This is a genomic window from Streptomyces sp. NPDC002463, assembly GCF_042889835.1.
Classification (GTDB): domain Bacteria; phylum Actinomycetota; class Actinomycetes; order Streptomycetales; family Streptomycetaceae; genus Streptomyces; species Streptomyces nymphaeiformis.
On the sequence record NZ_JBIARL010000014.1, the window covers coordinates 247,964 to 274,044 of the forward strand.

Sequence of the window (26,081 nt, forward strand, 5' to 3'; positions counted from 1 at the left end):
CCGTGCGCCCCGCCCGGCCCGTCATGGACCCCGACCCGGTGCCCTCCCTCCACCTCCCCGCCGGGACCGCCGCCCGTGCCCCGTACGCCGTCGACATCGACCCCGACCGGGCCGGATGGGCGTACTCCTCCCTCCGGGTTCTCGTCCTCGGAGCCGGTGAGATCCACTCCTTCGAGAGCGGGGATTGCGAATGGGTCGTGCTTCCCCTCTCCGGTGCCTGTAGCGTGCGCGTCGACGGCGAGATCCTCGAACTCCAGGGCCGCGCGAGCGTGTTCGACGGGGTGACCGACTTCGCCTACGTACCGCGCGACACCCACGCCCAGATCGCCTCCGGCGCGGGAGGCCGCTTCGCTTTGGCAGGAGCGAAGTGCGAGCGACGACTCCCCGCCCGCTACGGCCCCGCGCCGGAGGTTCCCGTCGAGACCCGCGGCAGCGGCAACCGGGCCCGCCGGGTGCGGAACTTCGCCTCGGCCGACGCCTTCGACTGCGACCGCCTCATCGCCGTCGAGGTCGTCACCCCCGGCGGGAACTGGTCCTCCTACCCGCCGCACAAGCACGACGAGCACCGCCCGGGCGCCGAGTCCGTCCTGGAGGAGATCTACTACTACGAGGTCCAGGGCCCCCACGGCCTCGCCTACCAGCGGATCTCGCCCTCCAGGCCCGGCGGCGCCGACCTGCTCGCCGAGGTCCGGGACGGCGACGCGGTCCTCGTGCCCGACGGCTGGCACGGGCCCTCGATCGCCCAGCCGGGGCACGACCTCTACTACCTCAACGTCATGGCGGGCCCCGGCCCCGAACGGGAGTGGAAGATCTGCTTCCACCCGGACCACACGGAGGGATACGCATGAGGCTCACCGTCGCGCAGGCCCTCGTCCGCTTCCTCGCCGCCCAGTACACCGAGCGCGACGGCGTCCGGCAGCGCCTCGTCACCGCCACCTGGGGCATCTTCGGGCACGGGAACGTCGCCGGGATCGGACAGGCCCTGGTCGAGGAGGAGGGCATGCCCTTCCACCAGGGCCGCAACGAGCAGGCCATGGTGCACGCCGCCGTCGGCTACGCCCGTCAGACGAACCGGCTCTCCGCGCACGCCGTCACCACCTCCATCGGCCCCGGCGCCACCAACCTCGTCACCGGCGCCGCCCTCGCCACCATCAACCACCTGCCCGTCCTGCTCCTGCCCGGCGACACCTTCGCCGGCCGCCCCGCCGACCCCGTCCTCCAGCAGCTCCAACTGCCCCACGCCGGCGACGTGTCCGTCAACGACTGCCTCCGCCCGGTGTCGCGGTACTTCGACCGGGTCGCCCGGCCCGAGGCCCTGATCCCGGCCGCCCTCGCCGCCGTCCGGGTCCTCGCCGACCCCGTCGAGACCGGCGCCGTGACCCTCGCCCTGCCCCAGGACGTCCAGGCGGAGGCGTACGACTGGCCGGAGAGGTTCTTCGCCGAGCGGATCTGGCCCGTCCGCCGCCCCCGCCCCGACGCCGCCGAACTCGACGCCGCCGTCCGGGCCGTGAAGGCGGCCGAGCGGCCGATGATCATCGCCGGCGGCGGGGTGAAGCACAGCGCCGCCGAGGACGCGCTGCGCGAGCTCGCCGACCGCACCGGCCTGCCCGTCGCGAGCACCCAGGCCGGCAAGGGCGCCCTCCCGTACGACCACCACTGCGACGTCGGCGGCATCGGCCACACCGGCACCGACACCGCCAACGTCCTCGCCCGCACCAGCGACCTCGTCATCGGCGTCGGCACCCGCCTCACCGACTTCACCACCGCGTCCGGCACCCTCTTCCGCCCCGACACGCCGTTCCTCAACCTCAACATCGCCGCGTTCGACGCCCACAAGCAGGCCGCGCTGCCCCTCGTCGCCGACGCCCGTGAGGGCCTCACCGCCCTCACCGAGGCGCTCGGCGGCCACCGGCAGAGCAGGGCCGAGTGGCACCGCTCGAAGGCCGCCTGGCAGGAGCGGACCGACGCCGCGTACGCCGCCCCCGACGAGGACGCCCGCCCCACCCAGACCCAGGTCCTCGGCGTACTCGACACTCTGGTCGACGGCAGCGACATCCTGATCAACGCCGCGGGCTCGCTCCCCGGCGACCTCCACAAGCTGTGGCGGACCCGCTCCCGCGACCAGTACCACGTCGAGTACGGCTACTCCTGCATGGGCTACGAGATCCCCGCCGCCGTCGGCGTCCTCCTCGCCGCCCCCGGCCGGCCCGTCTGGGCGCTCGTCGGCGACGGTACGTACCTGATGAATCCCACCGAGATCGTCACCGCCGTGCAGGAACGGCTCCCGCTGAAGCTGGTCATCCTCCAGAACCACGGGTACGCCTCCATCGGCGGCCTCTCCGAGGCCGTCGGCGCCGAGCGGTACGGCACCGACTACCGCCACCGGGACGGGGGCGGAGGCTTCACCGGCCCCCCGCTCCCCGTCGACCTCGGGGCCAACGCGGCCTCCCTCGGGATGCGCGTCCTGCGTCCCCGTACCGTCCGTGACCTGCGGGAAGCCCTCGCGGACGCCCGGAAGGCCACGGATCCCACATGTGTCTACGTCGAGACCGAAACGGCAGACAGTGTGTCGGGCCCGCCCCCGGCCCAGGCGTGGTGGGATGTGCCCGTGGCCGAGACCTCGACCCGCCCGTCGGCGGTCAAGGCCCGCGAGGAGTACGACCGGCACGTCACCGCCCGACGCCGCCATCTCTGAAGGAGTAACTCGTCATGACGAAGAGCGTCCACCACTGGATCGGTGGCAAGACCGTCGAGGGCACGTCGGGCAACTGGGGCCCGGTCACCGACCCGGCCACCGGTGCCGTCACCACCCAGGTCGCCCTCGCCTCGGTGGAGGAGGTCGACGCGGCCGTCGCCGCCGCGAAGGACGCCTTCGCCACCTGGGGCAACTCCTCGCTCGCCCAGCGCACCACGATCCTCTTCAAGTTCCGCGCGCTGCTCGACGCCAACCGCGACGCGATCGCCGAGCTGATCGTCGCCGAGCACGGCAAGGTCCACTCCGACGCGCTCGGCGAGGTCGCCCGCGGCCTGGAGATCGTCGACCTGGCCTGCGGCATCACCACGCAGCTCAAGGGCGAGCTGTCCACCCAGGTCTCGAACCGCGTGGACGTGGCGTCGATCCGCCAGCCCGTCGGTGTCGTCGCCGGCATCACGCCCTTCAACTTCCCGGCCATGGTGCCGATGTGGATGTTCCCGATCGCCATCGCGACCGGCAACACCTTCATCCTCAAGCCGAGCGAGAAGGACCCGTCGCCGTCCCTGAAGATCGCCGAGCTGCTCGCCGAGGCGGGCCTCCCCGACGGTGTCTTCAACGTCGTCCACGGCGACAAGGTGGCCGTCGACCGCCTCCTGGAGCACCCGGACGTCTCCGCGATCTCCTTCGTCGGCTCGACCCCGATCGCCCGCTACATCCACACCACCGCCTCCGCCAACGGCAAGCGCGTCCAGGCGCTCGGCGGCGCGAAGAACCACATGCTGGTCCTCCCGGACGCCGACCTCGACGCCGCCGCCGACGCGGCCGTCTCCGCGGCCTACGGCTCCGCCGGCGAGCGCTGCATGGCGATCTCCGCGGTCGTCGCCGTCGGCGCGATCGGCGACGAGCTCGTCCAGAAGATCCGCGAGCGCGCCGAGAAGATCAAGATCGGCCCCGGCACCGACCCGACCTCCGAGATGGGCCCGCTCATCACGGCCGTCCACCGCGACAAGGTCGCCTCCTACGTCCACGGCGCGGCGGACGAGGGCTGCGAGGTCGTCCTCGACGGCACCGGCTACACGGTCGAGGGCCACGAGAACGGCCACTGGATCGGCCTGTCCCTCCTGGACCACGTGCCGACCTCGGCCAAGGCCTACCAGGACGAGATCTTCGGCCCGGTCCTCTGCGTGCTGCGCGCCGAGACGTACGAGGAGGGCCTCGACCTCATCAACGCCTCGCCGTTCGGCAACGGCACCGCGATCTTCACCCGCGACGGCGGCGCCGCCCGCCGCTTCCAGCTGGAGGTCCAGGCCGGCATGGTCGGCGTGAACGTGCCGATCCCGGTGCCGGTGGGCTACCACTCCTTCGGTGGCTGGAAGGACTCGCTCTTCGGCGACCACCACATCTACGGCAACGACGGCATCCACTTCTACACCCGCGGCAAGGTCGTCACGACCCGCTGGCCGGACCCGTCCGAGGCCCCGTCCGGCGTCGACCTGGGCTTCCCGCGCAACCACTGATCCGCGGAAACGGCCGACGGCCCCCGGGGTGCTGGACAGCACACCCCGGGGGCCGTCCCCGTACCGCGTCTGCTGTACGGGAACGGGTCGCGTACGACCTGAGGAGGCCGCCGAATTCCGTCCGTGGGTCGCCGTGGGCCACAGGGACGCCGCTTAGGCTCGACGCCATGCGACTCCGACTTCCCCGGTGGGCCGCCGTCACCGCCGTCCTCACCGTCCTCGCGGGCGCCGGTACCTGGACCGCCGTCGCCACGGACGAGGCGCCGCCCGTGCGGCGCGCGGACCGGGCCCTCGACATCGACGGGGTGCGCATCGACACCTCGTACTTCACCGACGGCTCCGCCGGCCGGCGCCCCGCCGTCCTCCTCGGCCACGGCTTCGGCGGCTCCAAGGACGACGTCCGCGCCCAGGCCGAGGGCCTCGCCCGCGACGGGTACGCCGTGCTCACCTGGTCGGCCCGCGGCTTCGGCGCCTCCACCGGCTCGATCGGCCTCAACGACCCCGCGCACGAGGTCGAGGACGTCCAGAAGCTGATCGACTGGCTCGCGGCCCGCCCCGAGGTCCTCCTCGACAAGCCCGGCGACCCGCGCGTCGGCGTCACCGGCGCCTCCTACGGCGGCGCGATCTCCCTGCTCGCCGCCGGGCACGACCCGCGCGTCGACGCGATCGCCCCGCAGATCACGTACTGGAACCTCGCCGACGCCCTCTTCCCGAACGGCGTCTTCAAGAAGCTCTGGGCCGGGATCTTCTTCTCGGCCGGCTCCCCGGCCGAGGGCGGCGCCCCGGGCGCGGCCGGCGCCCCGGCCACGTCCACGGGCGGGGCCGCGGCCGGCTCCTGCGGCCGGTTCACCGCCGAGCTCTGCTCCCTCTACCAGCGCGTCGCCGTCTCCGGGAAGCCCGACGCCGCCGCCCGCGCCCTCCTCGAAGCCCGCAGCCCCGCAGCCGTCGGGTCCAGGATCAAGGTGCCCGCGCTCCTCGTCCAGGGCCAGTCCGACTCGCTCTTCACCCTCGCCCAGTCCGACGCCATGGCCCGCACCCTCACCGCCAACGGCGCCCCCGTCGCCGTCGACTGGATCGCCGGCGGCCACGACGGCGGCGACCGCGAGACCGAGCGCGTCGACCGCCGTGTCACCACCTGGTTCGACCGCTGGCTGAAGCGCGACACCTCCGTCGACACCGGCCCCGCCTTCCGCGTCAGCCGCACCGGCGGCGTCGACTCCACGGACGGAAAGGCCACCCTGCGCGCCGCGACCGCCGACCGCTACCCGGGGCTCACCTCCGGCACCGAGCGCATCGCCCTCGGCGGCCCGCCGCAGACCTTCACCAACCCGCCGGGCGCCGCACCGCCCGCCGTGTCGGCCGTCCCCGGCCTCGGCGGCGGACTCTCCGGACTGTCCTCCCTCGGCGTCGGCCTCTCCCTCGACTTCCCCGGCCAGCACGCCCGCTTCGACGCGAAGCCGCAGACCCGCACCCTGCGGATCACCGGCACGCCGACCGTCCCCGTCCGGGTCACCTCCACCGCCGCCGACGGTTCCGCCGTCCTCTTCGCCAAGGTGTACGACGTGGGGCCCGACGGACGGCAGCAGGTGCTGCCCGCCCAGCTCGTCACCCCCGTCCGCGTCGACGGCGCCAAGGCCGGGAAGAACGTCACCCTGACCCTGCCCGCGATCGACCACGAGGTGGAGGCCGGGCACCGGCTGCGGCTCGTCGTCGCCGCCACCGACCTCGGCTACGCCTCCCCGGCGGTCCCCGCCCGCTACACCGTCACCGTCCAGGGCCCGCTCGCCGTGCCCACCGCCCCCGGGCTCGCCACCCAGGCCGCCGGCCTGCCCTGGTGGGTGTGGGGCCTGCCGCTCCTCGGGCTCGCCGGGGCCGCCGCCCTGCTGCTCACCGCCCGCCGCAAGGTGACCGCGCCCGCGCCCGACCCCGAACTCGCCTCCGTACCGCTCCAGATCACCGGCCTGTCGAAGAAGTACAAGGGCGGCGACCTTCCCCAAGCTCTCGGCTTCGCTCGAGCAGGGGAGACCCCATTCAGCGTCCGGGACCTCTCCTTCCGCGTCGAACAGGGCCAGGTCCTCGGCCTGCTCGGCCCCAACGGGGCCGGGAAGACCACCACCCTGCGCATGCTGATGGGCCTGATCACCCCCGACGAGGGCGAGATCCGGGTCTTCGGCCAGGCCATCAGGCCGGGCGCCCCGGTGCTCTCCCGCGTCGGCGCCTTCGTCGAGGGCGCCGGCTTCCTGCCGCACCTGTCCGGCCGGGAGAACCTGGACCTGTACTGGAAGGCCACCGGCCGTCCCGCCGAGGACGCCCACGTCGACGAGGCCCTGCGCATCGCCAACCTGGGCGGCGCCCTCGAACGCGCCGTCCGCACCTACTCGCAGGGCATGCGGCAGCGCCTCGCCCTGGCCCAGGCCATGCTCGGCCTGCCCGATCTGCTCATCCTCGACGAGCCGACCAACGGGCTCGACCCGCCGCAGATCCGCGAGATGCGCGAGGTGATGATCCGGTACGCGGCCGGGGGCCGGACCGTCATCGTCTCCAGCCACCTCCTCGCCGAGGTCGAGCAGTCCTGCACGCACCTGGTCGTCATGGACCGGGGGCAGCTCGTGCAGGCCGGACCGGTCGCCGAGATCACCGGCTCCGGCGACACCCTGCTCGTCACCCTGGCCGGGGAGATCGACGACGCCCTCGTCGCGAAGATCGACGCCCTGCCCGGCATCGGCACGGCGACCCGCACCGACGGCGGGCTCCTGGTCCGCCTCGACGGCACCGACCCGACCGGCCTCATCGGCGAACTCGTCCGCCTGGACGTGCCGCTGACCGGCGTCGGCCCCCACCGGCGTCTGGAAGACGCGTTCCTGACCCTGATCGGAGGAGCCGCGTGACCGCCACGGCCACCCCGCCCGCCCCGTCGACGAGCGCCCCCGGCTACCGGCCCGGGCGCACCCTGCCCCTGCGCGTCGAGGCCCTCCGCCAGTGGAAGCGCCGCCGCACCCTGGTCATGGGCGGCATCCTCGTCGCCCTGCCGTTCGTCCTGATCGCGGCCTTCGCGATCGGCGGCTCCGGGGACGGCGGCCGCGGCGACCGCATCACCCTGATGGACACGGCGACGGCCTCCGGGGCCAACTTCGCGGCGACCTGCCTCTTCGTCTCGGCCGGCTTCCTCCTCGTCATTCCGGTGGCGCTGTTCTGCGGGGACACGGTCGCCTCCGAGGCGAGCTGGTCCTCCCTGCGGTACCTCCTCGCCGCGCCCGTCCCGCGTTCCCGGCTCCTCGCCTCGAAGCTGACGGTCGCCCTCGCCTACAGCGCGGCCGCGATGCTCCTCCTCCCGCTCGTGGCCCTGGCCGCGGGCACGGTCGCGTACGGCTGGGGGCCGCTCCGGCTGCCGACGGGCGGCTCGATCCCCGCCGGGGAGGCCCTGCTGCGGATCGGAATCGCCGTCGTCTTCGTCTTCGCCTCCCAACTGGTCACCGCGGGCCTCGCCTTCTGGCTGTCCACCCGCACCGACGCCCCGCTCGGCGCGGTGGGCGGCGCCGTCGGTCTGACGATCGTCGGCAACGTCCTGGACGCGGTCACGGCGCTCGGCGACTGGCGGGACTTCCTGCCCGCGCACTGGCAGTTCGCCTGGATCGACGCGCTCCAGCCCCAGCTGGAGTGGGGCGGCATGGTGAAGGGCACGGCGATCTCCCTGACGTACGCCCTGGTCCTCTTCGCGCTGGCCTTCCGCGGCTTCGCCCGCAAGGACATCGTGTCGTAGACCGTGTCGTGAAGGGTCTGACAACCACCCGTCTCACAACCACCCCCTCCGAGCCGCTTCCGCACCCGCGCGGAAGCGGCTCGTCGTGCCGAGGGCGGCCATCAGCTCGCCCACCCTGCGGCTGTACGTCCGCGCGGACACGCCGAGCCGGGTGGCCGCCGTCTCGTCCGTGACCCCCGACAGGAGGGCGTCGAGGACCGGGCGCAGCTGGGGCGGCAGATCGCGGGGCGGCGGCGGGGGAGGCGCCGCGGACGTCAGCTCCTCGGCCGCCGTCCAGCAGGCGTGGTGGGTCCGGACGAGGGCCTGCACCACGACCGGGTCCCGGATCAGCAGCAGCCCGTTGTACAGCAGCTCCAGGTCGAGCGGGACCGCGGCCACCGTCCGGTCGACGACGATCATCTTGAACGGGATGGCCTCCGCGAGGCGGGCCCGGCCGGGGAGCCGGAGCCCTTCGCCGAGCCGGGGCAGGGCGTGCCGCGGGACGATCCGTCTGACCTCCTCGGCCCGCTCCACCGCGGCTCGCATGCACGCTCCCGCCAGCTCCAGGAACGGCTCGGGGATCGCGAAGCCCGCGGAGGCGACCGGGTCGTCGAAGGTCAGCAGCTCGTGCCGGGTGGAGGCGGCCAGCCCGGCGAGTGCGGCACTGATCCGCCGCGCACCCCGGACCGGCCGCCCGGCGGGCCGCTGTCCCTCGGTCGCGGCCCGGTTCATCGCCGAACGGGCGAGCATCACGGAGCCCGCGCTCTCTGCCACCGCTGACCACCCCCGCCCGATCGATGTCCACTCCATGTACGCATGTGACTGCACACGGTGACAACCCCTGTTGAGAAGGATGGCGAATCCATGCCACGGCGCTTCACCCGCGTCGCCGTCGCCGCACCGGGGTCCCTCCGCAACTCCTTCGACCGCTCTTCGCGCGCCCCTCGTCCGCCCCATGCGCAAGTGCCGTCCAGGGAGGGTGAGTTGAAGTCGGATGATCCCTACGGCTGACGCGTACGGCGGGTGGCGGGCCAGAATGGCCGCATGGCCACCCTGCTGCTCGCCCTCGCCGTCGGAAGCACCGGGCTCTACGCCGGTTTCCTGTTGATCTTCCAGACCGGGATCATGCCCGCCCTCGCCCGCCTGACGGACCGGGAGTTCGTCACGGCGATGCGCCGGATCAACGAATGCGTCCCGAGGGCCGTCTTCCTCGCGGTCTTCCTGGGTGTGGTCGCCTTTCCCGCGGCCGCCTTCCTCGTCCCCGCCGACGGGCGGACGGACGCGCAGAAGTGGCTGGTCCTCGCGGGGCTCGTCTGCGCGGTCCTCAACCACGCGGTGACCATCGGCGGGAACGTCCCGCTCAACACGGCCCTCGCGGCGTCGGAGCGGGACGCGGGCGACGACCCCTCGGCCGCCCGGGCCGCGTTCGAGGGGCGCTGGAACGGCTTCCACCGCGTCCGTACGGCCCTGATCGCCCTCGCGTTCGGGCTGCTCACCGCCGCCGCGGTGCTCTAGGGCGCACCGGGGAGCCCCGGAAAACCGTACCTACGCGCCGGTTTCTGGCGTGATCTCGCGGGTGGCGACCCTTCGCGCATCCGAAAGAACCCTTCGAAAGCGTACCCCCGAGTCCGGAAACAGTCTTTCGGTGGGCGCAAGTTCTGCGTCACTGACGAGAACCCGATGCGAGATATTCGGGCAAACAGGGTGAATCACCACGATATCTCAGACCGTCATTCCGTACCCTCCGGTTTCTTATTGACATGGCTACAGGGGTCTTTTCTAATCATCAGGAGGTCATCCCGCGCACAGACACCGCACAGACACTGAGGGGGCAAAGTGGACGTCCGGATCCTGGGGGGACTGTCGGTACGTGAGAACGGGGTCTCGATCACCCCGACGGCGGCCGCGCCCCGGCAGCTGCTCGCCCTGCTCACGGCCAGCGCCGACCAGGTCGTCCCCGTGACGGTCCTGACCGAGGAGCTGTGGCCGTCCGGCGCGCCCCGCGGTGCCCGCGCCGAACTGCAGGCGCACATAGCCGAGTTGCGGACGCTCATCGCGGGCGCCCTGCGCGACGCCGACCCGGCGGAGCCGCGGCCCGGCTGGTCGGACCGGCGCAGCGCCGAGGCGATCCTCGTCTCCCAGCCCGGCGGCTACCGGCTCGACACCGGCGGCGGCCCCAACGACGTCTGGCAGTTCGAGCGCGCGGCCGGCGCCGGCTACCGCGCCATGGAGGCGGGAGACCTGTCCCGGGCCGCGCTCCGCCTCGGCGAGGCGCTCGCCCTGTGGCGCGGCGAACCCTACGCGGGCGTGGCCGCGGGACCCCGGCTCCGCCGCGAGATCGAGCGCCTCGAAACGTCCCGGCTCAGCGTCCTCGACCAGTGGCTGGAAGCACAGCTGGGCCTCGGCCGGCACGCCGAACTCGTCTCCGAACTCACCGGGCTCGTCGCCCGCTACCGCACCAACGAGCCCCTCCACGCCCACCTCATGGTCGCGCTGCTGCGCTGCGGACAGCACGACGAGGCCCTCGTCGTGTACGAACGGCTGCGCGCGGCCCTCAAGGCCGAGACCGGCATGGAACCCTCGGCGCGGCTCCGTCGGCTCCAGCGCTCGGTCCTCGCTGTCCGGGACACCGCCGGCCGCCCCTCGTACGGCCCCCGGATCCCCGCCCAGTACGTCCCCAGCCGGCACGTCCCGGCCCCCTACGTCCCCGCCCAGTACGGCACCGCGCAGTACGGGCCCGCGCGCTCGCGGCTCGTCCCGGCGGTCTGACCGCCCGTCCGACTGCCGGTCAAGGGGAATGAAGTGCGGCAACTCACCGTTGACCGACTCCCGAAGCCGAATTATTTTCGGCGAGCAGGACGGGTTTCCTCCTAGGTGCCCGATTTCGCTCGACCACGGGGGGCAGGGGCCATGACGGTGCACGGCGCGGACGGAGCCGGTGGTGCCGACGCGCTGCTCACGGTCCTCGAACTCCTGGCCCGGCAGGCCCCGCCCGCCCAGTTCGACACGGTCCTCGACGAGGCCCGGCGGACCGGACTGACCGGCGCGGAACTCCACCGCCTGGAGCGGGCCGTGACCCTCGCCGGCCAGGTCCGCGCGGGACACGAGCGCGACGCCCGCCGCGGAGCCGGACTCGCCAGCCTCACCGACACCGCCCGCGACCTCACCCTCTCCTACGACCTCGACAGCCTGCTGCGCGTCATCACCCGCCGCGCCCGGCGGCTCCTCGGCCTCGACCTCGCCTATGTGACCCTGCGCGGCCCGCACGGCGCCAGCTTCGTCCACACCTCCGAGGGCTCCCGCACCGCGACCGGGCCCGGCGCGCGCCTCACCCCCGGACTCCGGATCGCCGAGGGGTACGGACTCGGCGGCGCCGTCCACCTCCACGGCGAACCCGTCTGGACCGCCGACTACCTCGCCGACGAGCGCTTCGCCCCCTCCGGCTCCCTCGACGCCGGCGTCCACGCCCCCGCCTTCGACGAGGCCGCCGAATCCGCCCTGCGCGCCGAAGGCGTCCACGCGATCGTCGCCGCGCCGCTGCGCAGCGGGGACACCGTCGTCGGCGTCCTGTACGGAGCGGACCGGCGCGTCCGCCACCACACCCCGGACGAGATCAGCCTCCTCGCGGGCCTCGCCGACCTCGCCGCCCTCGCCGTCGAGAAGGCCGGCCTGATCGACCGCACCCGGGCCGAGGTCACCGAACTGGAGCGGGACAGCGCCCGGGTGCGCACCAGCCTCGCCCGGATGCGGCACGTCAGCGAGGCCCACGGCCGCATCATGAACCTCGTCCTCGCCGGCGGCGACCTGTGCAACGTCGCGAAGGCGGCCGCCGACGCCCTCGACGGGACCGTGCTGATCCGCGATCCCGGCGGCCGGCCCCTCGCCGCCGCGGGAGACATCCCCGGCCTCGACGAGGAGGCCGTGGCCAAGGCCTCCCTCGACGCCCACGCCCGCCGCCGCCCCGTCCTCACCGACGACGACACCTGGGTCGCGCCCGTCATCGCCGGCTCCGAGGACCTCGGCGGCCTCGTCATCCGCGCCGCCGGCGGACTCACCGGCGAGGACGAACGCCTCCTCGAACTCGCGGCCCAGTGCGTCGCCTTCCTCCTCCTGATGCGCCGCTCCACCGCCGTCGCCGAAGGACCCGTCCGCGACGAGCTCCTCGACGACCTCATCGCCGACCCGCCGCACGCACCGCAGCACATCGCCCAGCGGGCCCGCCGCCTCGGCGTCGACCTGCGCCGGCCGCACGTCCTCGTGCTCGCCCGGCCCGAGGGCGGCGAGCAGGGCCGGGCGGTGGTGTGGGCGTCCTCGTACGCGTACCGGCTCTCCGGCCTCAAGACCGTGCAGGGCGGCTGCATCGTGCTGCTGCTCCCCGGCATCGACGCCTCGGCCGCCGCCAAGGCCGTCTCCGCCGAGCTGTCCCCGCTGCTCGGGCACCCCGTCTCCGTCGCCGCAGCCGGACCCGCCGAGAGCCCGGACGGCGTCGGGCGGATGCACCAGGAGGCCCTCCGCTGCCTGGACGCGATGAGCGCGCTCGGCGGCACCGGTTCCGCGGCCTCCGTGCAGGACCTCGGCTTCCTGGGGCTGCTGCTCTCCGACGACAACGACGTCGACGGCTTCGTCGAGGCGGCGATCGGGCCCGTACTGGACTACGACGCCGAGCGGTTCACCGACCTCACCCACACCCTGGAGGCGTACTTCGCCTCCGGCGGCAGCCCCTCGATCGCGGCCGAGGCGCTCCACGTCCACCCCAACACGGTCTCCCGCCGCCTGGAGCGCATCGGCGAACTCCTCGGCCCCGAATGGCAGAAGCCCGGTCAGGTCCTGGAGGTCCAGCTGGCGCTGCGCCTCCAGCGCACCCGCGAGGTCCTGGCCCGCGGCCGTGGCCCCGCCGGGCCCGCGGGCCCCACGGGACCCGCCTGACCCTGTTCGGCCCTCAGCTCGCCGAGCGGCGCGAGGCGTAGCCCGTGTCGTACGCCGCGTCCCAGCCGCCGGCCATCACCGTCGCCGCGTGCGCCGCCGAGGCCAGCGTGATGTGACGGTGCCAGCCGCGGAACGAACGGCCCACGAAGTCCCGCAGCCCCGCCCCCTCGCCGACCTCCGCGAAGTCCCGCTCCACCCGGCGGCCGAGCTTCGTGATCCGCAGCAGCGAGCCCACCGGGGAGTTCGTCAGATCGCTGATCCACACCCGGGCCGGCGCCCGGCGCGGGTCGTCCCACTCGCCGAGCAGCACGAGCGGACGCATCCGCTCCCCGCCCGGCGCGGGCAGCGCGACCCGGACGGCCGTCGCGAGCGAGGTCCGCGAGGTCCGCGCGCCCGCCACCGTGTCCACCCAGCTCACCGGTCGGCGAAGCCCCTTGAGGGACTCCAGGATCTGTATCGCGGACAGCGGGCCCGCGCCGAAGCCCGGCAGCGAACGGTCGGCGATCGCGAGCCGCGAGCCCGGGTTGATCCGCGCCACCACCGGCACCCCGGCGCCGGCGAGCCGCGTCAGGGCCGCCCGCCCCGCGCCGCCCCGGATGTCGAGGAGCACCGGCTTGCGGGTGACGTCGCTCCAGCGGGCGGTGTCGAGGGCCGCGGCGACCGCGCACTCCTCCAGGGTCTCCTCGCCCGCCTCCTGCGGGACCTCGGCGCGGTCGCGCCGCGTCCGGTCGTTCACCCAGGGGTCCGGCAGGAACAGCCGCCAGTTGACCGGCACGCTCAGCTCGTCGCTCGCGAACCACACCCCGAAGGCCTGCTGGCCGTGGAAGACCTGCCCGCGCTCCGGGTCGAAACGCCGGTCCACGCCCACCGAGTGCTCCCCGGCCTTCGGGATCGGCATCGGCCGCACCACCCACGCCTGCGGGCAGCTGTTCCGCTCCAGGTACCGGGCGAGCGCGGCCCGCATGGGCTGCCAGTCCCAGGTGGAGCTGGACACGAAGTGGTGCAGGCTCTGCTCGGCCGCGGGACCGCCGATCTGGGCGGCGATGTTGCGGATCGACTTGCGGCCCTGCGCCGTGAGCAGACCGTGCAGGTACTGCTCGGCCTTCAGCCGCTGGTCACGGCGCGGGAAGCCGGAGAACAGCGCCGCACACAGCTCGGCGTAGACGTCCTCGCGCGAGTCGGCCGCGCCGCCGGAGGAGCTGACGACGCCCAGGGGCACGGCCGGGGCGACGGCCCTGGTGACGGCCCTGCGCTTGGTTGCGACGGATGTACTCACGACACTCCTGCCCTCAGGTTGCGCAGCTCCCTCCCGCTGCTCCACCACCCTCGCCCGGGCCCGCGCATGAGGACGAGGTGTACCCGGCACCCGAATCGGCCGCCGGATGGTGACCCGGCCACCGTCGGTCGTGTCTCCGCAGGTCAGAGGCCCCGTCACGGGGGTGCCGCGGACCCCCGCCGCAGCGATCCGGAATACCCGGAGGGGGGATCTGACAGATTCGCCGGCCCGGCTTTGACCCGTCGCACGGCACGGCCGGACCATCGCAGAGCGAGGCTGCACGGGCCGGAACCCGGTTAATGCCCCAGGCCGGGATCCGCGCCTGTGCGCCTCGCCTCCACGTCGTCGTACGGCCCCTCACGACGGGCCGCGCCCCCGCTCTCGTACTGTGGGGCGCATGAGGCTGCGCAAGGAACTGCCGGTCGTCGTGGTGGTCGCCGCCGGCGGCGCCCTCGGCGCGGTCGCGCGCTACGCCGCCTCGCTCGCCTGGCCCACCCCCGCCGGCGCCTTCCCCTGGACGATCCTCACGGTCAACGCGTCCGGCTGCGCGGTCCTCGGCGTCCTCATGGTCCTCCTCACCGAGACCACGACCGCCCCGCACCCGCTGCTCCGGCCCTTCCTCGGCACCGGCTTCTGCGGCGGGTTCACCACCTTCTCCACGGCGAGCCTCGACACCCAGAGCCTGCTGAGCGCGGGCGACCCGGTGCGGGGCCTGCTGTACATGGGCGGGACCCTGCTCACCGCCCTCGCCGCCGTCGCGGCGGGCGTCACCGCCGCCCGGGCGCTCGTACGGGCCCGGGGGAGGCACGCGTGAACTGGCTTCTCGTCGTGGCCGGGGCCGTCGTCGGCGCCCCCCTGCGCTATCTCACCGACCGCGCGGTCCAGGCGCGCCACGACTCGGTCTTCCCCTGGGGCACCTTCGCCGTCAACGTGGTCGGCTCGTTCGTCCTCGGACTCCTGACCGGGGTCACCTCGGCGCAGGCGCATCTGCTGTTCGGCACGGGCCTGTGCGGCGCCCTCACCACGTACTCCACCTTCTCGTACGAGACGTTCCGGCTGTACGAGAACGGGGCGAAGGGCTTCGCGGCGCTGAACGCGACCGGGAGCCCGGCCGCCGGACTCGCAGCCGTATGGCTGGGAGTGGAGACGGCGGCCGGGCTCGGCTGACCCCTGGGGTCAGGCGGTGATCCAGTCGCTGGTCGCGATCACCGGCTGCACGCCCTGACGGTGGATCGTGCCCTCGATCAGGCCGTACATCCGGTCGGCCGCGAAATACACCTCGTTGTCGTTCTTCAGCCCGAACGGCTCCAGGTCCACCAGGAAGTGGTGCTTGTTCGGCAGGTTGAGCCGGACCTCGTTGACCGTGGAGACGTGGTCGAGGACCCGGTCCGCCATCGCGTGCAGGGTCTGCTGGAGCGAGTAGCTGTACGTCTCCGCGAACGCCTCCAGCATGTGGCGCCGGACCTTCCCGTACGAGGCGTCCCAGTCGTGCTCCGCGTCCGCCGCCGCCGAGGCCGAGTTCGCCCAGCGGGCGGTGACCTTGGTGGTCAGGATGCGGTCGTACGCCTCCTGGAGCGTCGTGTACCTGTCCTTGATGAAGCCGTGGAACTCGGAGTTCGTCGAGTTCATCACCGTCAGCTCCTTGAGGCCCGACAGGACCTGGAGCCCGGTGGTCTCCGAGTACGTGATCTGCGCCGTGCGGACCTCCTGGCCCTTGCGCGCGAAGGAGTGCTGCTCCTTGCGCGAGGGCACCGAGATCCGCTCCCAGGCGTACTCCTCGATCCGGATCTGCGCCTCGTGGATCACCTTCTGCGAGGACACGAAGTGCTTGGCGAGGAGGATGCCGAAGGCCTCGGGGGAGTCGACGCCGTGTTCCTTGGCGAAGGCGTAGACCGTGTTCTTCGTGGTGTCCGTCGGCAGGCAGTTGCCGTTGTCGCCGGTCAGATGGACGTCGCGGTACTCACCGCGCAGCGCCACCGACACGTTCAGGTCGCGGATCTCGTGCCAGGCGCCGTCGTTGCCCTTGCGGGTGACCGTGACGATGCGGTTCTCGGCCTTGCCGTACTGGTTCTGGGCGAGGACGTGGTTGCTCATGTGCTGTTCAGCTCCTGCGGGTACGTGGATACGGATATCCCGTACGCCCGGCGTCCAGCGCCCTCCGTCGTCCTGGAGGCCGCTCCCCGCCGTCCGGCCCGTGAACGGCGGACCGCCCCGGGACTGACGAGCATCCCGGTCCGTAGGTGTGTCGGCTCGAAGATATGTGCGTTCCGGCAGGCTGGCAATGGGTGGGGCGGGGCCTCAGCAGGGCAGGACCCGGGTCTCGGCAGCCGGGATGCCCTTCGCCCACCAGTGGTCGTACCGCCCGTACACCCGCGGATCGCGCGCGGCGAGCAGCGCCCCGAGCGAGGCCGCCTCGGCCGCGAGCCCCTCCCAGTCCGCCGCCGTCAGCGGGTGGAAGGCCGAGGCCTCGATCCCGCCGTCGACCGGCCGCCAGACCCCCGCCACGTACCCGTCGACGAGGAGCGTCGGCAGGGTGTCGCCGTTCACGCGGATCACCTGCTTGCGGTACGCGGGCGGTATCACCCGGCTGCGGTCCGCGTAGGCGAGGAGGACGCTGTCCCACATCGCCAGGAGTCGCGGCGGAGCACTCACGTCCTCGTCGGGCCGCACCGCCCCGGGCACGTCGTACAGCACGGTCCCGTCGGCCCCCTCCAGCCGGTCGAGCCCACCCTCCAGGGACGCCACCGCCTCCCGTACGAGACCGCGCGGGGCCGTCGTGAACTGCGCCATGTCCGGTACGGACGCCGGCCCGAAACCCTCCAGATAGCGCCGGATCAGCACGGCCAGACCGGCGGCGGACGCCTCCGGGTCGCGGAGCGCCGGCAGTTCGCCCGCCGTCACGAAGGACTGCGCCGTCCCGAACGACCACGGCGGGCCCGTCGGCACGTGCCACAGCGGCGCGTACTGCCGCACCATCCGCCAGACCACGGCCTCCACCGGCCCGCCGCGGCCCTCCTCGATGTGACCCCGCAGCTCCGCCCCGGTCCGCGCGCTCCCCGCGTACTCCAGGAGGCCGGGCAGCAGCGCGTCGGCGTCGGCGGCCGTGAACCCGGCCTTCGTGAACCGCGGATCGTGCAGCCGTGAACCCCGCAGCGTCGGCTCCATGCCCTCCCGGAACGCCCGGTAGTCCTCGGCGTGCACGAGGTGCAGCGTGAGCCGCATCAGCGTCGACCTGACGAGCTCGAAGCCGCTCACGGCCCCGTCGAGTCGCGCCGGATCGAAGCCCGCGACCCTGTTCCACAGCGCCACGTACGGCGAGCCGGGATGCTGCGCCTGCAGGCACACCACCCGCCGTACCGCCTCCGTGACGCCGAGCGGCGCCCGTTCCAGGAGCAACTGCCGGTGCAGGGTGGAGCGGTTGAGGGCGCGCGCGGTGATCACCATGGCGTGATTCTCCCTCCCGGGACCGACAACGACGCACCGTAATGTCATGGCCCATGGGGACGGGGGGCGCAATGGCGTACGTGGCGATCAGGCCGCCGGGCGAGGACACCGGCCGTGTGCCGGGGCCGCGGGGGTCCGGCCGACAGCCGGCCGGAGACAAGACGGGGGACAGGCGCCGGGGCGTCGCCCTCACCGTCCTCTGCCTCCTCGTCTGCGCGGGCCTCGGTCTCCAGCCCTGGACGGCCCTGCGGGCCACCGGCTTCGACCTCGGCATCTTCGACCAGGCCGTGCGGGCGTACGCGCGCTTCGAACTCCCGCGCTCACCGATCAAGAACGTCCACCACGAGTTCCCGCCCGGCTTCTCGCTCCTCGGCGACCACTTCACCCCCGCGCTCGCCCTCCTCGCGCCGCTCTACTGGCTGTGGGACGACCCGCGCACGCTCGTCCTCGCCCAGGCCGCGCTGTTCGCGGCGGGCGTGCCCGTCGTCCGCCGCATCGCCCGGCACGCCTTCCGGGGCGCGGCGCCCGACGTCGTCCGCCGCGCCGCCGACCTCGGCGGACTCGTGTACGCGCTGGGCTGGCCGCTCCTCAACTCCTCCTGCAACGGCTTCCACGAGGTCGCCTTCGCCGTCCCCCTCACCCTCCTCATGCTGGAGCGCGGACTCGCCCACCGCTACGGCTCCACCGCCCTCTGGGCGGCCCTGCTGTGCACGGCCAAGGAGGACATGGGCCTCGTCGTCGGCGCGTACGGCCTCGTCCTCGCCGTCCGCGCCCACCGCGCCGGCCACCGCGCGGGCCGCGCCACCGGCACCGCGCTCGCCCTGGCCGGGCCCCTGGTGTCCGCCGCCGTGATCGCCTGGTTCCTGCCGGCGATGGGCGGCCCCGAGGGCTACTACTGGTCGTACGGAAGGCTGGGTGCCGACCCCGGGGAGGCCCTGAACCACGTCCTCACCGCCCCCTGGGTGCTGCTCCAGGTCTCCGTCACGCCCTTCGTCAAGGTCGGCATGCCGGCCTGGATCCTCGGCACGCTCGCGCTGCTGCCGCTCGGCTCCCCGACGTTCCTGCTCGCCGTCCCCCTCCTCGCGGAGCGCGTCCTCTCCGACAACCCCAACCACTGGCCGGTGATCAACCACTACGACGCCTTCCTGTGGCCGATCCTGCTGACGGCGGCCCTGGAGACGCTGGCGAGGCTGCACGCACGGAAGGCGCATGTGGGCAGATGGGCCGTCACCGCCCTCGCCCTGTCCTCCACCGCGGCCGTCGTCCTCGGGCTCGGCCTCCTCGTCCGCCCGGACTCCTGGCGGCCCTCCCCGGACAAACGGCCCCTCGCGACGGCCGCCGAACTCATACCCGACGGGGCGACGGTGGAGGCCGACAACACCGTCGCGCCCCGCCTGACCGCCCGTACCGACGTGGTCATCGCCGACCGGACGCCACGCGGCGCCGACTGGGTCCTCCTCCGCGTGGACGACCGGACCTTCCCCTTCGCCTCCAGCGACGAACAGCGCCGCCGCGTCGCACTCCTCCTGGCCCACGGCTACACGGAGGTCTTCCGCCAGGGCGGGACCGTCCTCCTCCACCGCACCGACCCGGCCGTCGACGTGCCCGGCACGCACCGCCCGGGCCCCGGCAGCACCCCGGTCAGGGAGGCCGTCCCGGCCGACGTGGGCGCCAACCTCCTGCTGAGGTAGGGCGCTTCCCGACGCCGCCGGTTCACCCGGGCCACGTCCACGGGACACGCGGTCCTCACCCGCGCTCGTGAGCATCGGCGCATGACCTTCCTGTCCCGTGCCACGCGCCCGGCCGCCGTCGGCTCGTCCGTCGCCCTCGCCGTCGCGGTCGCGCTCCTCGCCCCGACCTCGCCCGCGTACGCCGCGTCCAACGCCGTCCCGACGTACGAGGTGAAGATCAACCTCACGGTGGCGGCCCTCGACGCGACCCACGCGCCCAGCGCGGCCGTCAAGTCGGCCTTCGGGATCACCGGTTCGGCCAAGTCCCGCTCGTACAGCTACTACGACACCGACGGCCTCGCGCTCGACGCCCAGGGCTGGAGCGTCCGCCTGCGCCACAAGAGCGGCTCGTCGTTCGAGGAGACGTACAAGAAGCGCTTCCCCGTCACGAACGGCGACATCGACGCGGCGCTCACCACGGCCAACGCCGCCGGCTTCGACAGCGGCGACACCAACTACGACGCCGAGGTCGACTGGGGCTACGCCAAGCAGACCCTCAGCTTCTCCAACGAGAAGTCCCACAGCTCCAGCGGCTACTCGGGCACCGCGATGCCGACGAGCACCACCGGCCGCACCTGGCTCGTCAACGACATCCCGGGCAAGCTGGAGAACTGGAACAGCGCCGGCTGGGGCAAGACCACCCTCCAGGCCTCCCGCGCCCACGGACCGGTGACCGCCAAGGTGTACGACGGCGCCTGGGGCCCCTCGGACGACGCCGCCATCGAGGTGCTGCCGGTCGTCGGCGCGAACGGCACGGGCACGGAGTACGTCGTCGAGCTGTCGTTCAAGACCTCCTCGTACGCCGACGCGTCCGACCTGCACGCGGACGCCATCGCCGTCGCCGAGGCCAACGGCTGGCTGTACCACGGGGACATCCTCAAGACCCAGCTGATCCTCGACCGCTACTGAGCCGGGTGCGGGCGCGGAGGCGCGCGTTCACCCAGGACTCCCCGAGCCGTCGCGAACACGTCGCCGCGCGTTGAGCGAAGGACTGGACCATGAGGCCGCCCTCACCGGCGACCTTCCACGTCATCCAGGGAGTTCAGATGAATCCGCGCCTCCTGCGCCGGCCCGCCCTCGTGGTCCTGCCGCTGTCCGCCGCGCTCGCGTTCTCGGTGGTCATGGGGACGGCCGACGCCACCCCGGCGCACCACGGCGACCCCGCCGGCCGGGTCGTCTCCACCTCGACCCTGCCCGACATCCCGCTGGCCGCCTTCAGCAACGGCCTGCTGCCCGGCAGCGTCGCCGACGACCGCGGCGTCGACCTCGGCGGCATCGGCAGCGACCTGTACCCGGCCGGGAAGCGCGGAGAGTACTGGACCGTCACCGACCGGGGCCCCAACGGCCAGATAGCCGTCGGCAAGGACAAGCGGCGCACCTTCCCCGTGCCCGGCTTCGACCCGGCCATCGTCAGGATCCGCGCCGTCGGCGACCGCATCCAGGTCCTCGAGTCGATCCCGCTGACCACCGCTTCGGGCGCCCCGGTGACCGGCCTGCCGAACCAGCCGGGCCGCGACGAGGCCCCGTACACCTACGACGCCTCCACCCCGCTCGCGTACGACCCGAACGGCCTCGACACCGAGGGCCTCGTCCGCGACCGCGACGGCAGCTTCTGGCTGGTCGACGAGTACGGACCCTCCCTCGTGCACGTCTCCGCCCAGGGCCGCGTCCTCGCCCGCCACGTCCCCGAGGGCCTCGGCCTGACCGGCACCGACTACCCGGTCGTCGAGTCGCTGCCGTCGATCTTCCTCCAGCGCAAGGTCAACCGCGGCTTCGAGGGCCTCGCGCTGCTGCCCGACGGCGACCTCGTCCTCGGCCTGCAGAGCCCGCTGCTCAACCCCGACAAGGTCTCCGGCGAGAACTCCCGCACCACCCGCCTGCTGCGCTTCTCGCCCCGCAAGAACCGGGTCACCGCCGAGTACGCCTACCGCTTCGACGCCGTCGGCGTCGTCGAGCCCGGCCAGACCAAGACCTCCGAGCTGAAGCTCTCCGCCCTCGTCGCCGTCGGCGGTGACCGCCTCCTCGTCCAGGAGCGCACCGACAAGGCCGCCCGTCTCTACGAGGTCCGCCTCCGCCGCGGCGACGACATCCTGGGCTCCACCTGGGACACCGCCACGGCTCCCACCCTGGAGCAGCTCGACGACACGGCCGCCGCCGAGGTGCCGGTCCTCGACAAGCGCCTCGTGATCGACCTCAACACGGTCGCGGGCGTCCCCGGCAAGATCGAGGGCGTCGCCGTCGAAGGCTCCTCGACCGTCGTCCTCCTCAACGACAACGACTTCGGCATGACGGACGGCCCGGAGGCCTTCGACGCGAACGGCCGCCTCGTCGACAGCGGCGTGGACACCACGCTCGTACGGGTGAGGCTGGACCGTCCCGTCCGCTGACGGTCAGTCCCGGCGCAGCGGATTGGGCATCGGTACGTAGCGGGCGTCCGCGCCGGCCACGTCGAGCCAGCGCAGCAGGAGGTTGGTCTTCGCGGGCACGTGCGGTGAGCCGAGCAGCGCGGAGACCTCCTCCGGGCCGCCGTGCTCCGCCGCGTACGCCGCGAAGGCCGACCGGGCCAGGGGCCAGAGCTCGCCGGTGAGTTCCGGGTGGCGGTCGGTGAGGGCGCCGGCGATCTCGGAGAGGTTGTTCGTCACCAGGCAGTACACGAGCCGCTCCCAGCCGTGCTCCGCGTCCAGGGCCGGAGCGGGGCCCCGCGGGCCGTGCAGGTCCAGGAGCCCCCGGTGCCGCTCGGCGACGATCCGTATCCCCTCGTGGTCGCGGAAGACCACCTGCGCGGGAAGGCCGGCGGCGTCGACGCCGACGAGGACGTTCTGCAGGTGGCACTCCAGGACCAGGCCGTGCGCCCGCCAGGCGTGCAGCACCGGCGGCACCAGCCGGTCGAGGTAGTGCCGCCACCAGACGAGCGCCCGCTCGGCGGTCAGCCCGTCGATCGGGTTGCCCGGGAAGCCCTCGGCGACGCCCGCGGCGAGCAGCGGCGTCACCCCCGGCAGCAGGTGCGGCCGCAGCCCGTCGCGGGCGATCACCGCGAAGCCCTCGTAGACGAGCTGCCCGCCGAGGTCGGCCGTGCGGTAGCCCCGGTCGGCGAGGAACGTCGCCGTGGGCAGCGGGTCGAAGACGGGCGCGAGGAGGTCGGCGATCGTCCGCAGCCACAGCAGGTCGCGCAGCTCCAGACGGCGGTTCCCGTTGGTGATCTGCACGTCCAGGCTGAACTTGCAGAAGAGGTCGGCGTCCGGGAGGTACACCGTCCGTACGGAGGACGTCGCCACGGCCGGCCCGGCGCTCGGCGCGCTCGCCCCGAGCCGCAGCAGCCGGCCGTCGCGGAACGCCTGCTGCTCGCCCAGCAGGTCCAGCTCCCAGGGGTGGACGGGGAGCAGCAGGTAGCCGTCGGGCGTGCCCGTCCCCAGCGTGTCCAGGAGCGACAGGTCACCGTCCTCCGCGACGACGTCCGCCCGGACCCCGAGGAGTTCCAGCGGGAAGCGGGCGTACGCCTCCGGCGCGTACGGCAGCCAGCTCTCCGGGGCGCCCGCGCCGCGCGCCTTCGGCGCCGGGTGGTACCGGTGCCCGGCGAGCAGCGCCTGCTCCGACCGCAGGTACGGGTCCTCCGGCGGGGACGCGGACGCGCGCGCGTCCTGGAGGGCCGCGACGACGTCCCTGCTGGCGGTCATCTCGCCGACGACGGTCCTGTTGGTGACGCCGGTGCGCCGGCCGAGCTCGTCGGCGGTCAGCGCCACGAGCGCCTCGAAGGTCAGTGGCAGCCAGCCGCCGTCGGTACGGACGCAGGGCTCGGTGGGCCTCCGCCCGGCCCGCACCCGCAGGAGACGGCCGGTCGCCGGGAGCCGGTGGACCGTGTGGTCCGGGTCCGGGCGCGGCTCGGTGCCGGCCACCTCCCGGATCAGGCAGTTGAGGAGGGCGGTGGCGGAGAGGGCGTCGGCCCGGCCCTTGGCTTCACTCACGACAGCGCCTTCCACCCGTTCCCCGGCGGGTCGTCCACCGGTAGGGACATCCTGCGCAGGGTAGTGAGCCTTCATGCACTCCGCTCCGGATCACGATACGAGCGCACGCCGGGCAGCGCGCGCCCCCGAGGCCGTTTTCGTCGACGGTCTCGTGGACGTCGCCCCCCGGCTGCTCGACGCCTACCGGCGCGAGCTCGTCCCCGCCCGGGCGGCCGTGCTCGGGCGGCTCTGGCGGGCCCTGCTGTACGAGCCGCTGCCGGGGGTCGCCGAGCGCGACGGGCTCGCCGGGCGGGCGCGGCTCGACGACGGGCGGGTTCTGAGCGGGCCGCCCCGGCTCCCGTACGACCTGGTGGTTCCGGGGGAGGACGTGACCGTACGGCTCGACGGCCGCGCCCACGACCACCCCGCCGCCCTCCTCGCCGCCCTCGGCCTCCCGGGCGCCGACGCCCTCGTCGCCGAACTCGGCCACAGCGTCGTGTCCCTGGCCCTGTCGCGGGCGGGCGCGGTGTCCGGACCGGGAGCGGCCTCCGGGCCCCACGCGGCCTTCGCACCGGGCACGGCCCCCGGACCGGACCGCGGTGCCGGTTCGCTCGCGCACGTCGAGCAGGGCGTCGTCGACGGGCACCCGTACCACCCCTGCTGCCGCAGCCGCCCCGGCCTCTCCGTCGCCGAGCAGCTCGCGTACGCGCCCGAACACCGACCGGTCGTCGCCCTCGACCTGGTCGCGGTCCCCGCCGCGCGGTGCCTCGTCGCGGGGGAGTGGCCGGACCGGCTGCGGGACGGCGACCGGCTGCTGCTGCCCGTGCACCCCTGGCAGAGCGCCCATGTCCTCCCGGGGCTCGGACACCGCCCGTACGTCACCGGAGCGATCCCCGCCCGGCCGCTGATGAGCGTACGGACCCTCGCCCCGCTCGACGGCGGACCGCACCTGAAGACGGCGCTCACCACACGGATGACCAGCGCGATCCGCGACATCTCGGCGAGCGGCGTCGAGAACAGCGCCCCGCTCTCCGCGCTGCTGGCGCACGTCGTGGACGACCTGGCCGAGGCGCTGAGGATCACCCGCAACCTCGCCGGCGCCTCCGCGCTCGTCCACGGGGAGCCCAGCGCCGACCTCGCCGTCCTGCTCCGCGAGTCGCCGTCCGCCGCGGCGGGCCTGAGGGCGGGGGAGACGGTCGTGCCGGTGGCGGCGCTCGCCGCCCGCCCCGCCGGCGACGGCCCGCCCCTGATCCGGACGCTCCTCGCGTCCGCCGGCGCCCCGGACGCGGGCGCCGACTGGCTCGCCGCCTTCGCAGGACTCGCGGTCCCGCCGCTCGTGCGGCTCCTGAGCCGGGGCGTCGCGCCCGCCGCCCACGGGCAGAACCTCCTCGTCGCGCTCGACGCGCACGCCCGCCCCCGCCGGCTCGTCTACCGGGACCTCGCGGACGTCCGGCTGAGCCCGCGCCGCCTCGCCCGGCACGGCTTCGACGCCGCTCCCGTCGGCGGGCGGGTCGTCGACGACGACCCGGACGTGCTCCGCACGATGCTGTTCGGCCACCTCTTCGGGACGACCTTCGGGACCCTGGTCTCCGCCCTGGCGGACGGCGACCGGACCACGGAGGCCCGGCTCTGGGGCGTCGTCGCCGCCGCTGCCCGCCGCGCCTACGACGGCCTCCCCGCGACCCCGGAGAACCGCGCCGACCGCGCGGCCCTCTTCGCCCCGGAGCTCAAGGTCAAGGCCCTCACGCTGATGCGCCTGCGGGGCGTGGACCGGGACGCGTGGATCCCCGTCCCCAATCCCCTCGCGGCCGCTACGGGCGGCGCGTGACGAGGACGTCGCCGCCGAGCCGTACGACCGGACCCGACGACCCGGCCTCGGTCGCGGCGACGATGGTGGCGGGGCTGCCGAGGGAGTCCCCCATGTCGACCGCGATGCGGTCGACGCCCCGGCCCGCGAGGTGGGCGGCGAGACAGGCCGTGCTGTTGGCGTTGGCGATGTCCTCGGGGACGCCGATCGACGGGGCGAACATCCGGGCCGCGACCCGCCCCGACGGCGACGGCGCGGAGTACACGTAACAGCCGAGGAGCCCGAGGCGGTCGCAGGCGGCGCGGAGCCGTCCCATGTCCGGGGCGAGGGCGGCGAGCGCGGACCGCGAGGCGACCGGGACCAGCAGGCGCGGCCGCCCGACGGAGGCGACCCGTACCTCCGGCCCGAGCGGGTCCGGGGCGAGGCCGAGCGCGGGCAGGACGAGTCCGGACTCGCGGCCGTCCGGTTCGCGCAGCTCGACGGGCCCGTACGCGAAGCCGACCTCGGCGTACGGGCCCTTCAGCACGGCCCGGCCGGCGAACGTACGCTCCCCGACGCGCAGGGACACCCGGTACGTGTCGGTGCCGGCCCGCGCGGCGAGGAACCCGAGCGCGGCGACCGTTCCGTGCCCGCAGGAGGGCAGCTCGCCCTCGGAGGTGAAGAACCGGAGGGAGACCGCGGGGACCCCGTCCCGCTCGCCCTCCGGCGCGACGAAGACGGCGTGCGACGCCCCCGCGGCCCCGGGCACCCGCCGCCGCTCCTCCTCGCCGAACGGCCCGTCGTCGAGGACGGCCGTGGGACTGCCGCCCCGACCGTCCCGTACGCACGCGTGGACGACGGTCGCGGCCTGCTCCCCGGAGAACACCACGCGCGTCCCGTACCCCGGCGGTGGGCCGGTCACTCCCGTGGCCGGCCGACGAGGACGACCAGGGGTCCGGCGGTCACCGGATGTTCAGGTTGTCGAGGTACGACCGCACGTTGCGGCGGGTCTCGGCCACGCTGTCGC

General features: G+C 74.0%; 20 protein-coding genes. 14 read left to right on the plus strand and 6 right to left on the minus strand.

The features are described 5' to 3' along the window. Window positions 1–23: 23 nt before the first annotated feature. The 5 genes from iolB to ACFYX3_RS27715 all read left to right on the plus strand — a co-directional run bounded on the left by iolB (window position 24) and on the right by ACFYX3_RS27715 (window position 7,972). A complete protein-coding gene (gene iolB, locus ACFYX3_RS27695; protein ID WP_376593782.1) occupies window positions 24–848 on the plus strand; it encodes a 5-deoxy-glucuronate isomerase in 825 nt (274 codons plus the stop codon). Continuing rightward, entirely contained in the window at window positions 845–2,695 is a 1,851-nt protein-coding gene (gene iolD / locus ACFYX3_RS27700; protein ID WP_389018610.1) for a 3D-(3,5/4)-trihydroxycyclohexane-1,2-dione acylhydrolase (decyclizing), read from the plus strand. The genes iolB and iolD overlap by 4 nt, the downstream gene beginning before the upstream one ends. Window positions 2,696–2,709: 14 nt before the next feature. Continuing rightward, window positions 2,710–4,212, plus strand: a complete 1,503-nt coding sequence (gene mmsA, locus ACFYX3_RS27705) for a CoA-acylating methylmalonate-semialdehyde dehydrogenase (RefSeq protein WP_382658606.1) — start codon at window positions 2,710–2,712, stop codon at window positions 4,210–4,212. Between the two features lie 167 nt (window positions 4,213–4,379). Continuing rightward, a complete protein-coding gene (locus ACFYX3_RS27710; protein ID WP_389018615.1) occupies window positions 4,380–7,100 on the plus strand; it encodes an alpha/beta fold hydrolase in 2,721 nt (906 codons plus the stop codon). Beyond that, window positions 7,097–7,972 carry an ABC transporter permease gene (locus ACFYX3_RS27715; RefSeq protein WP_382658601.1) on the plus strand — a complete coding sequence of 292 codons (876 nt, stop codon included), beginning with the start codon at window positions 7,097–7,099 and terminating at the stop codon, window positions 7,970–7,972. The genes ACFYX3_RS27710 and ACFYX3_RS27715 overlap by 4 nt, the downstream gene beginning before the upstream one ends. A gap of 33 nt (window positions 7,973–8,005) precedes the next feature. Here ACFYX3_RS27715 and ACFYX3_RS27720 read toward each other — a convergent pair whose 3' ends face one another. Then, window positions 8,006–8,725: a DNA-binding response regulator gene (locus ACFYX3_RS27720; protein WP_389018620.1), complete on the minus strand. Its 720-nt coding sequence runs from the start codon at window positions 8,723–8,725 to the stop codon at window positions 8,006–8,008. Between the two features lie 270 nt (window positions 8,726–8,995). Here ACFYX3_RS27720 and ACFYX3_RS27725 point away from each other — a divergent pair, with 270 nt between their 5' ends. From ACFYX3_RS27725 to ACFYX3_RS27735, 3 genes are all read left to right on the plus strand, one after another. Continuing rightward, window positions 8,996–9,466 carry a DUF1772 domain-containing protein gene (locus ACFYX3_RS27725; protein ID WP_389018624.1) on the plus strand — a complete coding sequence of 157 codons (471 nt, stop codon included), beginning with the start codon at window positions 8,996–8,998 and terminating at the stop codon, window positions 9,464–9,466. Window positions 9,467–9,787: 321 nt separating this feature from the next. Further along, window positions 9,788–10,720, plus strand: coding sequence for an AfsR/SARP family transcriptional regulator (locus ACFYX3_RS27730; RefSeq protein WP_359509844.1), 933 nt, complete (start codon window positions 9,788–9,790; stop codon window positions 10,718–10,720). Between the two features lie 141 nt (window positions 10,721–10,861). Beyond that, entirely contained in the window at window positions 10,862–12,877 is a 2,016-nt protein-coding gene (locus ACFYX3_RS27735) for a helix-turn-helix domain-containing protein (protein ID WP_389018628.1), read from the plus strand. Between the two features lie 13 nt (window positions 12,878–12,890). Here the strand turns inward: ACFYX3_RS27735 and ACFYX3_RS27740 are convergent, their stop codons facing one another. Next, window positions 12,891–14,153 (minus strand): IS701 family transposase, encoded by a 1,263-nt coding sequence (locus ACFYX3_RS27740; RefSeq protein WP_389018631.1) that lies wholly within the window; start codon window positions 14,151–14,153, stop codon window positions 12,891–12,893. Between the two features lie 397 nt (window positions 14,154–14,550). Between ACFYX3_RS27740 and crcB (ACFYX3_RS27745) the strand changes: the two genes are divergently transcribed. Then, a complete protein-coding gene (gene crcB / locus ACFYX3_RS27745) occupies window positions 14,551–14,967 on the plus strand; it encodes a fluoride efflux transporter CrcB (RefSeq protein ID WP_389018634.1) in 417 nt (138 codons plus the stop codon). Beyond that, window positions 14,964–15,320 carry a fluoride efflux transporter CrcB gene (gene crcB / locus ACFYX3_RS27750; RefSeq protein ID WP_389018638.1) on the plus strand — a complete coding sequence of 119 codons (357 nt, stop codon included), beginning with the start codon at window positions 14,964–14,966 and terminating at the stop codon, window positions 15,318–15,320. The genes crcB (ACFYX3_RS27745) and crcB (ACFYX3_RS27750) overlap by 4 nt, the downstream gene beginning before the upstream one ends. A 9-nt stretch (window positions 15,321–15,329) precedes the next feature. Here crcB (ACFYX3_RS27750) and pucL read toward each other — a convergent pair whose 3' ends face one another. Beyond that, on the minus strand, window positions 15,330–16,247 hold the full coding sequence (pucL, locus tag ACFYX3_RS27755) for a factor-independent urate hydroxylase (protein ID WP_389018641.1): 918 nt from the start codon (window positions 16,245–16,247) through the stop codon (window positions 15,330–15,332). 204 nt (window positions 16,248–16,451) lie between these two features. Then, the gene (locus ACFYX3_RS27760; protein WP_389018644.1) at window positions 16,452–17,597 is read right to left on the minus strand and encodes a winged helix DNA-binding domain-containing protein; all 1,146 of its coding nucleotides are present in this window, start codon (window positions 17,595–17,597) and stop codon (window positions 16,452–16,454) included. A 71-nt stretch (window positions 17,598–17,668) separates the two neighbouring features. Between ACFYX3_RS27760 and ACFYX3_RS27765 the strand changes: the two genes are divergently transcribed. The 3 genes from ACFYX3_RS27765 (at window position 17,669) to ACFYX3_RS27775 (ending at window position 21,714) form a co-directional block, all read left to right on the plus strand. Beyond that, on the plus strand, window positions 17,669–19,288 hold the full coding sequence (locus ACFYX3_RS27765) for a DUF2079 domain-containing protein (RefSeq protein ID WP_389018647.1): 1,620 nt from the start codon (window positions 17,669–17,671) through the stop codon (window positions 19,286–19,288). A gap of 81 nt (window positions 19,289–19,369) precedes the next feature. Further along, a complete protein-coding gene (locus tag ACFYX3_RS27770; protein ID WP_389018650.1) occupies window positions 19,370–20,236 on the plus strand; it encodes a hypothetical protein in 867 nt (288 codons plus the stop codon). A gap of 137 nt (window positions 20,237–20,373) precedes the next feature. Beyond that, window positions 20,374–21,714 (plus strand): esterase-like activity of phytase family protein, encoded by a 1,341-nt coding sequence (locus ACFYX3_RS27775; protein ID WP_389018653.1) that lies wholly within the window; start codon window positions 20,374–20,376, stop codon window positions 21,712–21,714. A gap of 3 nt (window positions 21,715–21,717) precedes the next feature. On the opposite strand, the gene ACFYX3_RS27780 is transcribed toward ACFYX3_RS27775, so the two are convergent. After that, complete coding sequence (locus ACFYX3_RS27780) at window positions 21,718–23,289, minus strand: IucA/IucC family protein (RefSeq protein WP_389018656.1); 1,572 nt, start codon at window positions 23,287–23,289, stop codon at window positions 21,718–21,720. A gap of 151 nt (window positions 23,290–23,440) precedes the next feature. On the opposite strand from ACFYX3_RS27780, the gene ACFYX3_RS27785 reads away from it, so the two are divergent. Beyond that, window positions 23,441–25,096: an IucA/IucC family protein gene (locus tag ACFYX3_RS27785; protein ID WP_389018659.1), complete on the plus strand. Its 1,656-nt coding sequence runs from the start codon at window positions 23,441–23,443 to the stop codon at window positions 25,094–25,096. Here ACFYX3_RS27785 and ACFYX3_RS27790 read toward each other — a convergent pair. Further along, the gene (locus ACFYX3_RS27790) at window positions 25,080–25,943 is read right to left on the minus strand and encodes a PhzF family phenazine biosynthesis protein (RefSeq protein WP_389018662.1); all 864 of its coding nucleotides are present in this window, start codon (window positions 25,941–25,943) and stop codon (window positions 25,080–25,082) included. The two genes, ACFYX3_RS27785 and ACFYX3_RS27790, sit on opposite strands and share 17 nt — an antisense overlap. Window positions 25,944–26,081: the final 138 nt, after the last annotated feature.

Bases quoted from the DNA above. Each gene is read 5' to 3' on its own strand.
- ACFYX3_RS27765 (WP_389018647.1), top strand. From the start codon at position 17,669: ATGGCGTACGTGGCGATCAGGCCGCCGGGCGAGGACACCGGCCGTGTG.
- ACFYX3_RS27770 (WP_389018650.1), top strand. From the start codon at position 19,370: ATGACCTTCCTGTCCCGTGCCACGCGCCCGGCCGCCGTCGGCTCGTCC.
- ACFYX3_RS27725 (WP_389018624.1), top strand. From the start codon at position 8,996: ATGGCCACCCTGCTGCTCGCCCTCGCCGTCGGAAGCACCGGGCTCTAC.
- mmsA (WP_382658606.1), top strand. From the start codon at position 2,710: ATGACGAAGAGCGTCCACCACTGGATCGGTGGCAAGACCGTCGAGGGC.
- iolD (WP_389018610.1), top strand. From the start codon at position 845: ATGAGGCTCACCGTCGCGCAGGCCCTCGTCCGCTTCCTCGCCGCCCAG.
- ACFYX3_RS27760 (WP_389018644.1), bottom strand. From the start codon at position 17,597: ATGGTGATCACCGCGCGCGCCCTCAACCGCTCCACCCTGCACCGGCAG.
- crcB (WP_389018634.1), top strand. From the start codon at position 14,551: ATGAGGCTGCGCAAGGAACTGCCGGTCGTCGTGGTGGTCGCCGCCGGC.
- ACFYX3_RS27775 (WP_389018653.1), top strand. From the start codon at position 20,374: ATGAATCCGCGCCTCCTGCGCCGGCCCGCCCTCGTGGTCCTGCCGCTG.
- ACFYX3_RS27735 (WP_389018628.1), top strand. From the start codon at position 10,862: ATGACGGTGCACGGCGCGGACGGAGCCGGTGGTGCCGACGCGCTGCTC.
- iolB (WP_376593782.1), top strand. From the start codon at position 24: ATGGACCCCGACCCGGTGCCCTCCCTCCACCTCCCCGCCGGGACCGCC.
- pucL (WP_389018641.1), bottom strand. From the start codon at position 16,247: ATGAGCAACCACGTCCTCGCCCAGAACCAGTACGGCAAGGCCGAGAAC.
- ACFYX3_RS27710 (WP_389018615.1), top strand. From the start codon at position 4,380: ATGCGACTCCGACTTCCCCGGTGGGCCGCCGTCACCGCCGTCCTCACC.